The sequence below is a fragment of the Kitasatospora purpeofusca genome (assembly GCF_042691725.1).
In the GTDB taxonomy this organism is placed as follows: domain Bacteria; phylum Actinomycetota; class Actinomycetes; order Streptomycetales; family Streptomycetaceae; genus Kitasatospora; species Kitasatospora purpeofusca_B.
This window is the reverse complement of record NZ_CP170483.1, coordinates 1,763,861-1,775,933: the sequence shown is the minus strand read 5'-3', so window position 1 is coordinate 1,775,933 and position 12,073 is coordinate 1,763,861. Positions and strand designations below refer to the sequence as shown.

Annotated in this window: 9 protein-coding genes; 3 read left to right on the top strand and 6 right to left on the bottom strand. The window is 75.3% G+C overall.

What is annotated here, in order from left to right:
• Positions 1-7: 7 nt before the first annotated feature.
• Complete coding sequence (locus ACFCLZ_RS07030; RefSeq protein ID WP_380283887.1) at positions 8-1,447, top strand: GuaB1 family IMP dehydrogenase-related protein; 1,440 nt, start codon at positions 8-10, stop codon at positions 1,445-1,447.
• Here the strand turns inward: ACFCLZ_RS07030 and ACFCLZ_RS07025 are convergent.
• The 3 genes from ACFCLZ_RS07025 to ACFCLZ_RS07015 all read right to left on the bottom strand — a co-directional run bounded on the left by ACFCLZ_RS07025 (position 1,408) and on the right by ACFCLZ_RS07015 (position 3,886).
• Complete coding sequence (locus ACFCLZ_RS07025) at positions 1,408-2,166, bottom strand: DUF5995 family protein (protein WP_380283885.1); 759 nt, start codon at positions 2,164-2,166, stop codon at positions 1,408-1,410. The two genes, ACFCLZ_RS07030 and ACFCLZ_RS07025, sit on opposite strands and share 40 nt — an antisense overlap.
• Positions 2,167-2,279: 113 nt before the next feature.
• Positions 2,280-2,678, bottom strand: a complete 399-nt coding sequence (locus ACFCLZ_RS07020; protein ID WP_380283883.1) for a DUF3224 domain-containing protein — start codon at positions 2,676-2,678, stop codon at positions 2,280-2,282.
• A gap of 107 nt (positions 2,679-2,785) precedes the next feature.
• Positions 2,786-3,886 carry a PP2C family protein-serine/threonine phosphatase gene (locus ACFCLZ_RS07015; protein ID WP_380283882.1) on the bottom strand — a complete coding sequence of 367 codons (1,101 nt, stop codon included), beginning with the start codon at positions 3,884-3,886 and terminating at the stop codon, positions 2,786-2,788.
• A gap of 104 nt (positions 3,887-3,990) precedes the next feature.
• On the opposite strand from ACFCLZ_RS07015, the gene ACFCLZ_RS07010 reads away from it, so the two are divergent.
• Positions 3,991-4,932: a pseudouridine synthase gene (locus tag ACFCLZ_RS07010; protein ID WP_380283880.1), complete on the top strand. Its 942-nt coding sequence runs from the start codon at positions 3,991-3,993 to the stop codon at positions 4,930-4,932.
• Positions 4,933-5,022: 90 nt separating this feature from the next.
• Here ACFCLZ_RS07010 and ACFCLZ_RS07005 read toward each other — a convergent pair whose 3' ends face one another.
• The 3 genes from ACFCLZ_RS07005 to ACFCLZ_RS06995 all read right to left on the bottom strand — a co-directional run bounded on the left by ACFCLZ_RS07005 (position 5,023) and on the right by ACFCLZ_RS06995 (position 11,011).
• Positions 5,023-8,721: a SpoIIE family protein phosphatase gene (locus ACFCLZ_RS07005; protein WP_380283879.1), complete on the bottom strand. Its 3,699-nt coding sequence runs from the start codon at positions 8,719-8,721 to the stop codon at positions 5,023-5,025.
• Positions 8,722-8,882: 161 nt separating this feature from the next.
• Entirely contained in the window at positions 8,883-9,953 is a 1,071-nt protein-coding gene (locus tag ACFCLZ_RS07000; RefSeq protein WP_380283878.1) for a serine hydrolase domain-containing protein, read from the bottom strand.
• Positions 9,954-10,069: 116 nt separating this feature from the next.
• A complete protein-coding gene (locus ACFCLZ_RS06995; RefSeq protein ID WP_380283877.1) occupies positions 10,070-11,011 on the bottom strand; it encodes a glycoside hydrolase family 19 protein in 942 nt (313 codons plus the stop codon).
• A 267-nt stretch (positions 11,012-11,278) separates the two neighbouring features.
• Between ACFCLZ_RS06995 and ACFCLZ_RS06990 the strand changes: the two genes are divergently transcribed.
• On the top strand, positions 11,279-12,052 hold the full coding sequence (locus tag ACFCLZ_RS06990) for a GntR family transcriptional regulator (RefSeq protein WP_380283876.1): 774 nt from the start codon (positions 11,279-11,281) through the stop codon (positions 12,050-12,052).
• Positions 12,053-12,073: the final 21 nt, after the last annotated feature.

Here is a 12,073-nt window from a genome sequence, read left to right as displayed (position 1 = left end):
CCGTTTCATGCGCTTCCTGAACGACCTCATGCCCTCGTACGACCTCACGTACGACGACGTCTTCATGGTCCCCAGTCGATCCGCCGTGGGCTCCCGCCAGGGTGTCGACCTCTCCTCCAACGACGGCAGCGGCACCACCATCCCGCTGGTCGTCGCCAACATGACCGCCATCGCCGGCCGCCGGATGGCCGAGACCGTCGCCCGCCGCGGCGGCCTGGTGGCCATTCCCCAGGACATCCCGACCGAGGTCATCGCCGAGGTCGTCGGCTGGGTCAAGCGGCGCCACCTGGTGCACGACACGGCCATCACCCTCGACCCCGGCGCCACCGTCGCCGAGGCGCTCTCGCTGCTGCCCAAGCGCGCCCACGGCGCGCTGGTGGTGGTCGAGGACGGCCGTCCGGTGGGCGTCGTCACCGACTCCGACTGCCAGGGCGTCGACCGCTTCACCTCGCTCTCCGAGGTGATGTCCCGCGAGCTGCTGCTGCTCGACGAGGACGTCGACCCGCGCGACGCCTTCGACAGGCTGAGCGAGGGGCACCGCAGGCTGGCTCCCGTGGTGGACGGCGAGGGCCGCCTGGTCGGCATCCTGACCCGCACGAACGCGCTGCGCGCCACCCTCTACACCCCGGCCGTGGACGCCGCCGGCAAGCTGCGGATCGCCGCCACCGTCGGCATCAACGGCGATGTCGCCGGCAAGGCCAAGGCCCTGCTGGAGGCCGGCGCCGACGCGCTGGTCGTGGACACCGCGCACGGCCACCAGGAGTCGATGATCGGCGCGCTGCGGGCCGTGCGCGGCCTGGACCCGCGGGTCCCGGTCGTCGCGGGCAACGTCGTCTCGGCGGCCGGCGTGCGCGACCTCGTCGAGGCGGGCGCCGACATCCTGAAGGTCGGTGTCGGCCCGGGCGCGATGTGCACCACCCGGATGATGACCGGTGTCGGCCGACCGCAGTTCTCGGCCGTTCTCGAGTGCGCCGCCGAGGCCCGCCGGCTCGGCAAGCACGTCTGGGCCGACGGCGGCGTGCGCCACCCGCGCGACGTCGCCATGGCGCTGGCCGCCGGCGCGTCCAATGTGATGATCGGCTCCTGGTTCGCCGGGACCTACGAGTCGCCCGGGGACCTGCAGACCACCGCCGACGGCCGGCAGTACAAGGAGTCCTTCGGCATGGCCTCGAAGCGGGCCGTGAGCAACCGCACCGCGCAGGACTCCTCGTACGACCGGGCCCGCAAGGCGCTGTTCGAGGAGGGCATCTCGCACTCGCGGATGTTCCTCGACCCGGCCCGCCCGGGCGTCGAGGACCTCATCGACTCCATCGTCGCGGGCGTGCGCAGCTCCTGCACCTACGCGGGCGCGGCCACCCTGGAGGAGTTCCACGAGAAGGCCGTGGTCGGCATCCAGAGCGCGGCCGGCTACGCCGAGGGCAAGCCGCTGCACTCCAGCTGGGCCTGAGCCTGCGCGCGCCCGGCGGCCGGCCCGCTCCCCGTGGTGGGGAACGGGCCGGCCGCCGGGCCGAGGGCCAGCGGCAGCAGCAGCGCACGGCCGAGCAGCCCGACCGCGCCGTCCAGCGCCGTGCTGAACGCCGCCGCAGCCGCGGGCCGCTCGCGCAGCTCCCAGAGCACCCGCACCGAGGCCCAGGCGGCGTCCCGGGCGGTGTCGACCGACCACGCGCCGAGCCGGTGGGTCAGCGGCTCGAACCGCTCCAGCAGGTCGGGCCCCGGCATCAGCTGCTCCCGGACGGCCGTCTCCACCCCGGCCAGCAGGTCGTTGATCCGGTGGTAGTCGCCGGCCAGCTGGTCCGGTTCCCGGCCGAGCCGCCGGCAGGTGTCGAGGACGGCGAGCGGCAGATCGTGCTGGATGTGGGCGTTCATCCCGGCCAGCGCGAACTGGACGGGGTGCACCTCCGGGTGCGCGCGCAGCTCGAACAGCGGCCGCCAGCAGGCCGGCGGCCGTCGCCGCGCCGCGACCGCGTCCACCGCCAGCAGGTAGCGCCCGGCGAACACCGCGTCGAGCACGCCCATCGCGGACGGGTCCGCGAACCCGCCCAGCCGGTCCCGGACGCTCTCCGTGACGGTCAGGTACATCCGGTTGAACACCGCGACCCCGTCGGCGGGCGGCAGTTCGGCCGCGATCGTCCGCAACCGGCGGACCACCGCGTCGATCCGCCGCACCGCCCCCGTGCTCCCCGTGCTCCGTGTGCTCCGCGTGGACGTCCTGACCATGCGTCACCTTCCGGCGCCGTTCGTGCACTGATCGCATCATCGTGGCACGCCGGGCCGGTGAATCATCGGTTCAACGCGTAGTCCAGCACATACGTGTGCCGCCCCTCCCCGTCCACGTCCAGCGCGAACACCCCGGTGATTCCCGCCAACTCGCCCGAGCCGGTGCCCTCCACCACCCGGATCGCCAGCCGCTCGCCGTGGCTCCCCGGCGCCGCGTGCTGCAGCACGAACGACCCCTGCCGCCCGTCCAGCGCGCCGGTGAACCGCTCCACCGCCACGTACGCGGCCGGGCCGCCCGCGCCGTCCAGCACGGACAGCATCCGCACCACGCTCGCCCCGGTCAGGCCACCGGTGAACTCCTTGGTGATCCGCACCCGGCCGACCGCCGACCCCGGCTGCTCGTCCGTCTCCTCCGGCTCGAAGGCCGTCACCTCGAATGCCCCGCTCGCCCTGTTCCCCATCGCACCGTCCCCTCGCGAAGGCCCCACGCGCCCGGCGGGTACCGACCGCACCGCCACCCTCCCACGCCGCACCGACAATCGCCCGGGCGTGCGCCGCCGCGCCGGGCTCACCGCTCCCAGCGGAGCGCCAGGGCGGCGGCGTCGTCGGCGAGGCCGGTGGGGGCGACCCAGGCGTCGAGGTCGGCGAGGAGGGCGTCGAGCAGGTCGTCCGGGGTGCCGGCGGGGAGCCGGGGGAGGCGGGCGGGGAGGGGGTAGAAGACGTCCGCCGCGTTGCGGGCCTCGGAGACGCCGTCGGTGTACAGGAGCAGCAGGTCGCCGTGGCGCGGGTGGACGGGGTCGGCGTGGTAGCCGCCGTCGCCGGTCAGGCCGAGCAGGCCGAGCGGCGGGGCGTGCCGGGCCGGGGCGAGCTCGGTGACCCGGTCGGCGCGGCGCAGCAGGGGGTGCGGGTGGCCGCAGTTCACCAGCAGGGCGGCGCCGTCCCGGTCCACGCCGAGCAGCAGCGCGGTCACGAACCGTCCGTCGGTCGGGCGGTCGGTGAGGGCGGCGTCGAGCCGTTCGGCGAGCCGGGCGAGGTCCGGTTCGGTGCGGGCAGCGGTGCGGAAGGCGCCGAGGACGTCCGCGGCCGTCTCCACGGCGGGCAGGCCGTGGCCCTGGACGTCGCCGAGCAGGATCCGGACGCCGTACGGGGTGTCCGCCACCTCGTACAGGTCGCCGCCGATCCGCGCCTCGGCGGCGGCCGCGACGTACCGCACGGCGATCCGCAGCGGCCCGGCCCGCTCGGGCGGCGGGCGCAGCAGGGCCCGCTGGGCGGCCTCGGCGACGGTGCGGACGTGGAACAGCTCGCGTTCGCGGGCCGCGATCAGCACGACGTTGGCGGTGCTGGCGAGGGTGGCGGCGGTGATGGTGATCAGCGAGGCCAGGTGGACGGTGCCGGGCAGGTGGCTGTTCTCCTCCTCCAGCAGCGCGGCCACGGCGATGGCGGCGATCCCGGTGACCAGCGGCACCCGGGCCCGCCGGGTGGTCGCCCCGACCAGGACCGGCGCCACGGCGAGGACGGGGGAGAGGGTGGTGCCCGGCCCGGTGAACAGATCCGCCAGCACGGCCCCGACGAGCAGCAGGAACGCGCCGTACAGCAGCAGCCGCGTCCGTCGGGGCAGCCGCGGCAGCGGCACCGCACCGTCCTCGGACCCGTCACCACCCACGGCCACGCCTCGCCTCCGCAAACCCGCCCCCCGTCCACTCTCCACCGCCCCCCACCCCACCGGCATCCCGGAACGGGCGGTGGCCGGGAGGACGTAGGGTGGCGGGCGAGATGAGACGTAGGAGTACGGCGCCGGCCTCGCCGCTTCCGCAGCGGTTCGGGGTGGATCCGGTGCACCTGCGGCTGCCCGTGGCGGGCGGGCCGTGGGAGACGGTGCGGGCGTATCTGGTGGAGCGCCTGCCGGCGGTCGCGGCGGAGCGGGTGGACGGGCTGCTGCGGGACGGCGGGGTGGTCGGCGAGGACGGGCGGCCCGTCGGGGCGGCGGAGCCGTTCCGGCCGGGGGCGCACCTGTGGTTCTACCGGGAGCTGCCGCCGGAGGTGCCGGTCCCGTTCGAGCTGGAGGTGCTGCACCGGGACGAGCACCTGGTGGTCGTGGACAAGCCGCACTTCCTGGCCACCACCCCGCGCGGGCGGCACGTCGTGGAGACGGCCCTCTCCCGGCTGCGGCACGCGCTGGAGCTGCCCGCGCTGAGCCCGGCGCACCGGCTCGACCGGCTGACGGCGGGGCTGGCGATGTTCGTGGTCCGGCCGCAGGACCGGGGCGCCTACCAGGCGCTGTTCCGGGACCGGCTGGTCCGCAAGGAGTACCGGGCGGTGGCGGCGTACGACCCGGCGGTCGTGCTGCCCGCCACCGTGCGCAGCCACATCGTCAAGGAGCGCGGGCGGATCGCCGCCCACGAGCTGGACGAGGCGCCGAACAGCGAGAGCCGGATCGAGCTGCTGGAGCGGCGCGACGGGCTGGGCCGCTACCTGCTGCGGCCGACGACCGGGCGCACCCACCAGCTGCGGCTGCACATGAGCGGTCTGGGGCTGCCGATCCTGGGTGACCCGGTGTACCCGGTGGTGCTGCCGGAGCCGGCCCCGGACGACTTCCGCCGCCCGTTGCAGCTGCTCTCCTCGGCGATGGAGTTCACCGACCCGCTGAGCGGCCGCCCGCGCCGCTTCGAGAGCCGCCGGACGCTGGCGGCCTGGACGGACCGCGAGTCCTGGTAGCTTCCGTTCGGCCGACGCCGGCCGGACGGCTGCCCGGGGAGGGCCCTCGCCCCGGCCGACGACGCCTGACGCTCCACGCGCCCCCCGGGGCTAGCGTCCGGACGCTCCCGGCGGCAGCTCCAGCTCGAACCAGACCACCTTCCCCTCCGGCGTGCGCCGGCTGCCCCAGCGGTGGGCGAGCTCGTTCACCAGGTGGATGCCGCGCCCGCCCTCGTCCTCCTCGTGGGCGCGCCGCATCCGGGGGGTGGTGATGTCCCGGTCGGCGACCTCCACGGTGAGCGTGCGATCGCAGAACAGCCGCAGCTGGGTGGGGGATCCGGCGTGCACCAGGGCGTTGGTGATCAGCTCGCTGGTGAGCAGCTCGGCCCAGTCGGCGAGGGCCTCCAGCCCCCACGCGCCGAGCGTCTCGCGGGTGAAGCGCCGCGAGTGGGCGACCATCGCGTGGTCGCCGCCGAGCGGGAGGGTGGCGATCCGGTCCGAACCGGCCGGCCGGACCTGGGCCACGATGACGGCGATGTCGTCCTCGCTGGTGCGGCCGGTGAGCCGGGTGAGCACGGCGTCGCAGGTCTGCTCCAGCGAGCCGTGCCGGTCGGCGACGGTGCGGCAGAGCAGCCGCAGCCCCTCGTCGATGTCGCGGCCGCGCCGCTCGACCAGGCCGTCGGTGTACACCGTCAGGATGCCCTCCTCGGGGAGGGTGAACTCGACGCTCTCGAAGGGGACTCCGCCGACCCCGAGCGGGGCGCCGGGCGGCAGCTCGACCAGGTGGGCGTTGCCCTCGGTGTCGGACACCACCGGGGGCAGGTGGCCCGCGCAGGCGGCGGTGCAGCGCCGGCCGACGGGGTCGTAGACCACGCAGACGCAGGTGGCGAACTGTCCCTCGCCGAGCGCCGTGGTGGCCTCGTCCAGCCGCTGCAGCACCCGGTCGGGGGCGATCTCCAGGGTGATCAACGTTCGTGCCACCGTCCGCAGTTGGCCCATCGTCGCGGCGGCCCGGATGCCGTGGCCCATGACGTCGCCGACCACCAGCGCGACCCGCCCGGAGGAGAGCGGCACGACGTCGAACCAGTCGCCGCCGACCTCGCTGACCACACTGCTCGGCAGGTACCGGTAGGCGAGCTCCAGCCCCGGCGTGCGGTGGATCTCCTGCGGCAGCAGGCTGCGCTGCAGGGTGAGCGCGGTCTCCCGCTCCCGCCGGTAGAGCCGGCCGTTGTCGATGGCCAGCGCGGTGCGGGCGACGAGTTCCTCGGCCAGCGCGCGGTCCGCCGGGCCGAACGGCACCGGGTTGCGGTTGCGGACGAACTCCGCGCCGCCGAGCACCAGTCCGCGCGCCAGCAGCGGCACCATCAGGTACGAGTGCACGCCGGCCGCCAGGCTCGGCTGCACCCGGTCCGGCGAGGCCACGATCCGGCGCAGCGCCGCCTCGTCCACCTCCGAGACCAGGATCGAGCGGCCGGTGCGCAGGCTCTGCGCGTACACCTGCGCCGACTGCGAGGTCTGCCCGACGGCGTCGGCCGCGTCCGCCATCCGGCCCTGCTCGTCCAGTTCGCCGACCGCCACCGCCCGCATCAGCACCGAGCCGTCGGGCGGCACCGGCGCCGGGTCCTCGCCGTCCAGCACCGCCTCGCGCAGGTCGACGGTGACGAAGTCGGCGAACCGCGGGACCACCACCTCGACCAACTCGTGGGCGGTGCGGTGCAGATCGAGCGTGGTGCCGATCCGGCCGGACGCCTCGTTGAGCAGCGACAGCCGCTGCTGCGCGGCCCAGGCCTCGTCGAGCGCCCGCTGCCGGGCGGCCGCGGCGTCCCGCTCCCGGGTGAACAGCAGCGCGTTGTCGATCGACACGGCCGCCCGCACCGCCAGCTCCCCGGCCAGCGTCAGGTCGTCCTCCTCGTACGGGCGGTCCACCACGGTCCGGTAGAACGCGGCGACCCCGACCGGCGAGCCGCGGGCGATCAGCGGAACCACCATGAACGAGCGGACGTTCTGCTCGCGCACCGCCGCCACCCGGACCGGGTCGTCCCGGAACCAGGCCAGCCCGGCCGCGTCCATCCGCGGCACCAGCACCGGGGTGCGGTGGGTGAGCGCCCAGGCGTAGGGGGTGGAGGGGGCGAAGCGGTGCACCCCGCCGGTCCGGTCGATCGGGCGCAGCGTCGAGTGCGCCGCCGCCTGGAACGCCATCCGCCGCAGCAGTGCCGAGCCGTCGGCCGACGGGCGGGCCTCGCGCTCACCGCGCACCAGGTCGTCCAGCACCTCGACGACCACCGTGTCGGCCAGCCGGGGCGTCGCCACCTCGGCCAGTTCCTGGGCCGTCTGCGTGAGGTCGAGCGTGGTGCCGATCCGGGCGGAGGCGGTGTTCACCACCGCCAGGCGCTCCTGCGCGGCCTTCGCCTCGCGCAGCGCCTGCTGCCGGTCGAGCACCGTCTGGTGCTGGCGCAGGTACAGCCGGGCGTTGTCGATGGCCACCGCGGCCCGGGAGGCCAGCTCGTCGCCGAGCGTGATGTCCGCCTCGGCGAAGGACTCCCGCTCGCCGCGCCGGGAGAAGACGATCATGCCGAGCGTGGTGCCGCGCGCCACCAGCGGGGTGATCCGCACCGAGCGCGGACGGTCGCCGAGGTACGCCTGCCGGCCGCTGTCGGTGATCGCCTCGCTGAGCGGCGGCAGCTCCCAGGACGGCACCACCACCGTCCGCCCGCTGGCCAGCGCCCGCGAGTACGGGGAGTCCGGCGCCAACTCGTAGACCGCGTCCACCGGCAGCGCGTCCGCCGGGTAGAGCGGGTCGGCGGTGGTCAGGGCCAGCCGGCGCACCTGCAGCGGGGCGGTGGGGTCCAGCGGCTCGACGTCCCGGCCGGCGGCCAGGGCCTCCAGGGCGAAGACGCCGCTGATGTCGGCCACCTTGGGCACCATCGCGTCGGCCAGCTCCCGGGCGGTCTGCCGCAGGTCCAGCGTGGTGCCGATCGAGGCGGTGGCCTCGACCAGCAGGGTGAGCCGTTCCTGCGCGCGGGCGGCCCTGGTCTCGGCCTGGAAGCGCTCGGTGACGTCGACGACGGTCGAACTCACCCCGAGGATCCGGCCGCCCTGGTCCTCCAGCCGGAAGTAGGCGGCCGACCAGGCGTGGTCGCGCGTCGGGTCGCCCGGCGTGCGGCCGTACGAGCGGGCGTCCACCACCGGCTCGCCGGTCTCCAGCACCCGGCGCATCACCGCCTCGCTCTCGGCGCCGTTGATGCCGGGCAGCAGCTCGGTCAGCCGGTGCCCGAGGTGCTGCTCCACCGACAGCCCGTTGATCCGCGCCAGCGCCTCGTTGAGCCGCACGAAGGCGAGCCCGGTGTCGTACACGCTCATGCCGACCGGGGCCTGCGTGAAGAAGCCGTCCAGGACGGCCAGGTCCGACTGGATCCGGCGCAGTGTCGTCACGTCCGACGCCACCGCCAGCACCAGTGGGCTGCCGCCCGGCCCGGTGATCGGATGGGTGCGGAACTCCAGGTACACGAGGTGCCCGTCGCGGTGGCGCACCGGGAAGACGCCGGACCAGCCGCGGCCGTCCAGGATCCCCTGGAACAGCTCGAGCACCTCCGGCCGCCGCTCGTCGGAGACCAGCAGCTGGGCGGCCCGCGCGCCGATCGCCTCCTGCGCGGAGTAGCCGAGCAGGGCCTCGGCGTCGCTGCTCCAGTGCAGGATCCGGCCGTCGGGCTCGATCAGGGCGGTGGCGATCGGCACCATCAGCAGGGCCTCCGGACCGTCGGGCCGTCCGGGACCGCCGGCCTCGCGCCGCTCATGCCGTTTGTTCACCATGCTCGGTCACCATGGCCAGAACCGCCCGGAGATCGCCGACACCAGCCCTGCCATCTTCCCACGCGCCCCGCCACCCCCGCGCGGCACGCCCGCCGCCCGCCCGCCGTCCGCCCGCCGGCCGACCCCGCCCGCCCGCCGGCCCGGCCGGTCCCGCGGGCGGCTCAGCCGTGGCCGGTCTGCAGGCTGCGCAGGAGCTGGGTGCCGGCGCTGTCGACCGAGCGGCGGGTGTTGGCCAGCACGACGACCCCGACCTGCTGCTCCGGGTCGAAGGCCGTGAAGGAGCGGTAGCCGCCCGTGCCGCCGTTGTGCCAGATCCTGAGGTGGCCGCCCTGCCGGGCGTGCAGGCGGTGGCCCAGCCAGCCGAGGTGCGTCCAGGCGAACGGGTGGACCCGGTGCCGCACCTCGCGGGTCAGCGCGATCGCCGGCCCGAGCGGCGAGCCGCCGTCGGCGCCCTCGGGCCCGGCCGCCAGCTGGGCCCGCAGGAAGACGGCCAGGTCGGCGGCGGTGGACTTGAGCGCGCCCGCCCCCGCGAGGCCGGCGAGGTCCCAGCCCGGCACCGGGCGGCCGCCCGCCGTGTGGCCGGGGGCGAGCCGCGCGGTCTGCTCCGCGTCGGGCGCGAGCACCGTGTCGGCGAGCCCGAGCGGCTCGCAGACCTCCCGCCGGACCAGCTCCCCGTACGTGACGCCCGCCCGGTGCGCGAGGGCGAGGCCGAGCAGTCCGGCGCCGAGGTTGGAGTAGCGGAAGCTGCGCCCGGGCACGGCCCGCGCCCTGGTCCGGCCGAGGCTGCCCAGCAGCCACTCGGTGGTGCAGTGCGCGTAGGGGTCGGGCTTGTTGGGGGTGAGCAGGGAGGAGAGCAGCATGCCGGCGGGCAGGCGCGGCAGGCCGGAGGTGTGGGTCGCCAGGTGCCGCAGCGCGATCGGCTGCGGGCCCTTGGCGGGGACGGCGGCGCCGGCCGGGAGCGCGTCGGCGAGGAGGTCCGCGAGCGGCTCGTCCAGCGCGACGGTGCCCGCCAGGGTCATCCGGGCGAGCGCGAGCGAGGTGAAGACCTTGGTCACCGAGCCGATCTCGAACAGCGTGTCCGGGCCGGGTCGCCCGCCGGCGGGGCCGGGGCCGGTGCGTCCGGCGCCGCGGATCTCCACCGAGCCGCGGGCGAGGCCGGCGACCACCGCGCCGACCTGGGGGCCGGCGAGGCGGTCGGCGGTCTGCTGGACGAGGCTGCCAAGATCGTTCATGCCCCCGAGCCTAGGAGCGGCGGGAGGGCGGCGGCGTCCACCGCGGCGACGATTTTCACCGTGACCCCGCTCGTCCCCCGGAAGGACGGGCGGGACGGGCGGGGTCACGGCCCGGTTCAGCAGCTCAGGTTGTTGCCCGGCACGGTGCCGAGCAGCTGGGTGAAGCGCTGGTAGGCGTTGATCCGGCTCTGCACCTGCGCGGGGTTGCCGCCGTTGCACTCCAGCGAGCCGTTGATGCTGCGGATGGTCTCGCCGAAGCCGTAGCCGTTGACGATCGCGTTGTGCGGGGTCATGGTGCCCGGACCGCTCTGGGTGTTCCAGTACCAGAGCGCGGTCTTCCAGGCCACGGCCGGGTCGGTCTGCACCAGGTTGGGGTTGCGCAGTAGGTCGATGCCGAGGGCGTCGCCGGCCGCCTTGTAGTTGAAGTTCCAGCTCAGCTGGATCGGGCCGCGCCCGTAGTACGCGGCCTGGCCGGCCGGGCAGCCGTACGACTGCGAACTGTCGCAGTAGTGGGGGTAGTTGGCGGTGTTCTGCTCGACGACGTAGACCAGCGCACCGGTCTCGTGGTTGACATTGGCGAGGAAGGCCGCGGCCTCCTGCCTGCGGACGGTGTCGGTGCCGGTGGCCGCGAAGGCGGGGTAGGCGGCGAGCGCGTCGATCAGACCCTGGTAGGTGTAGAAGGGGTTCCGGTTCGGGAACATCTGGTCGAACTGGGCCTGGCCGACCGGGAATCCGCCCGGGTTCGGGGTGCCGGTCGAGGTCGGCGTCACGGTCGGCGTGACGGTCGGGGTCGGGGTCGTCGTCGGACCGGTGCCGCAGCCGCCCTGGTCGGACCAGACGCCGGAGCCGCCGGTGCTCGGCGGCTCGTTCTGGGTCCACCACTTGGCGAGCCAGTTGTGGCCGTTGTAGGAGACGGCGGCGCCGCCGGTGTAGACGGCCGAGGAGTTCCAGGGCGTGGCGCAGACGGCGGCGCTGGCGTTGGCCGCGGGCAGCAGCAGGACCACCGTCAGCGCCGTGGCGACGGCGGACAGCAGTGCGAGCAGGCGTTTCGTGGACACTTGATCACCCCTTGTGCGGTGTGGGGCCGCACGGTCGTGGAGGTAGGGACGTCGGGGCAGGGGAGCCGGGCCCCGCGGGCTGGGGGCACGTCGTGGGGGACGGGCCGACCGGGGTGCGGGCCGATGCGGGGCTGACCCAGACTCAAGCGGAATGGTCTAGACCTGTCAAGGGGTTGCGGGCAAAAGGCGTGCGGTCTGCGGGGCGGCCGCGACCCGCCCGCACCGGTCCTGTCATGACCAGGTCTCTCCATCTGGAAGGATGGCCGGGTGGACGAGACCTCCGACCCCGCCGCCCGGTCCGGTCCGGGCGCGCCGATCCGCTCGGGCATCCCGGAGCACGGCCGGGTGCCCAAGTACTACGCCGTCAAGGGCCGGTTGGAGGAGCTGCTCGACGAACTCGGCGAGGGCGGCGTGCTGCCGACCGAGCGCGACCTCGCGGCCCGCTTCGGGGTGGCCCGCGAGACGCTCCGTCAGGCCCTGCGCGAGCTGCTGATCCAGGGCCGGCTCCGGCGGCGCGGGCGCAGCACGGTGGTGGCCGGCCCCAAGCTGGAGCAGCCGCTCTCGCTGGCCAGCTACACCGAGGGCGTGCGGCGCCAGGGCCGGGTCCCCGGGCGCACGCTGATCGGGCTGGAGCGGCTCGGCGCCGAGCCCCAGCTGGCCGGGCAGCTGCGGCTCGCCCCGGGCGAGCCGGTCTGGCACCTGGAGCGGGTGCTGCTCGCGGACGGCGAGCGGGTGGGCCTGGAGAGCACCTACCTGGCGGTCGGCCGGGTCCCGGCGCTGGACGTCGAGTTCGACCCCGGCTCCTCGCTGTACGCCTACCTCGCGCAGAAGGCGGGCATCGGCTTCGGCGCCGCCGACGAGCGGATCGAGACGGTGCTGGCCACCCCGCGCGAGGCCCTGCTGATCGGCACCCCGCCGGCCCTGCCGATGCTGCTGCTGCACCGGCTGACCCGGGACGCCGAGGACCGGCCGGTGGAGCGGGTGCGCTCGCTCTACCGGGGTGACCGGTTCAGCTTCACCACCCGCCTCGAAGCGGACTGACGCGCCCGCGCGGCCGGGGTG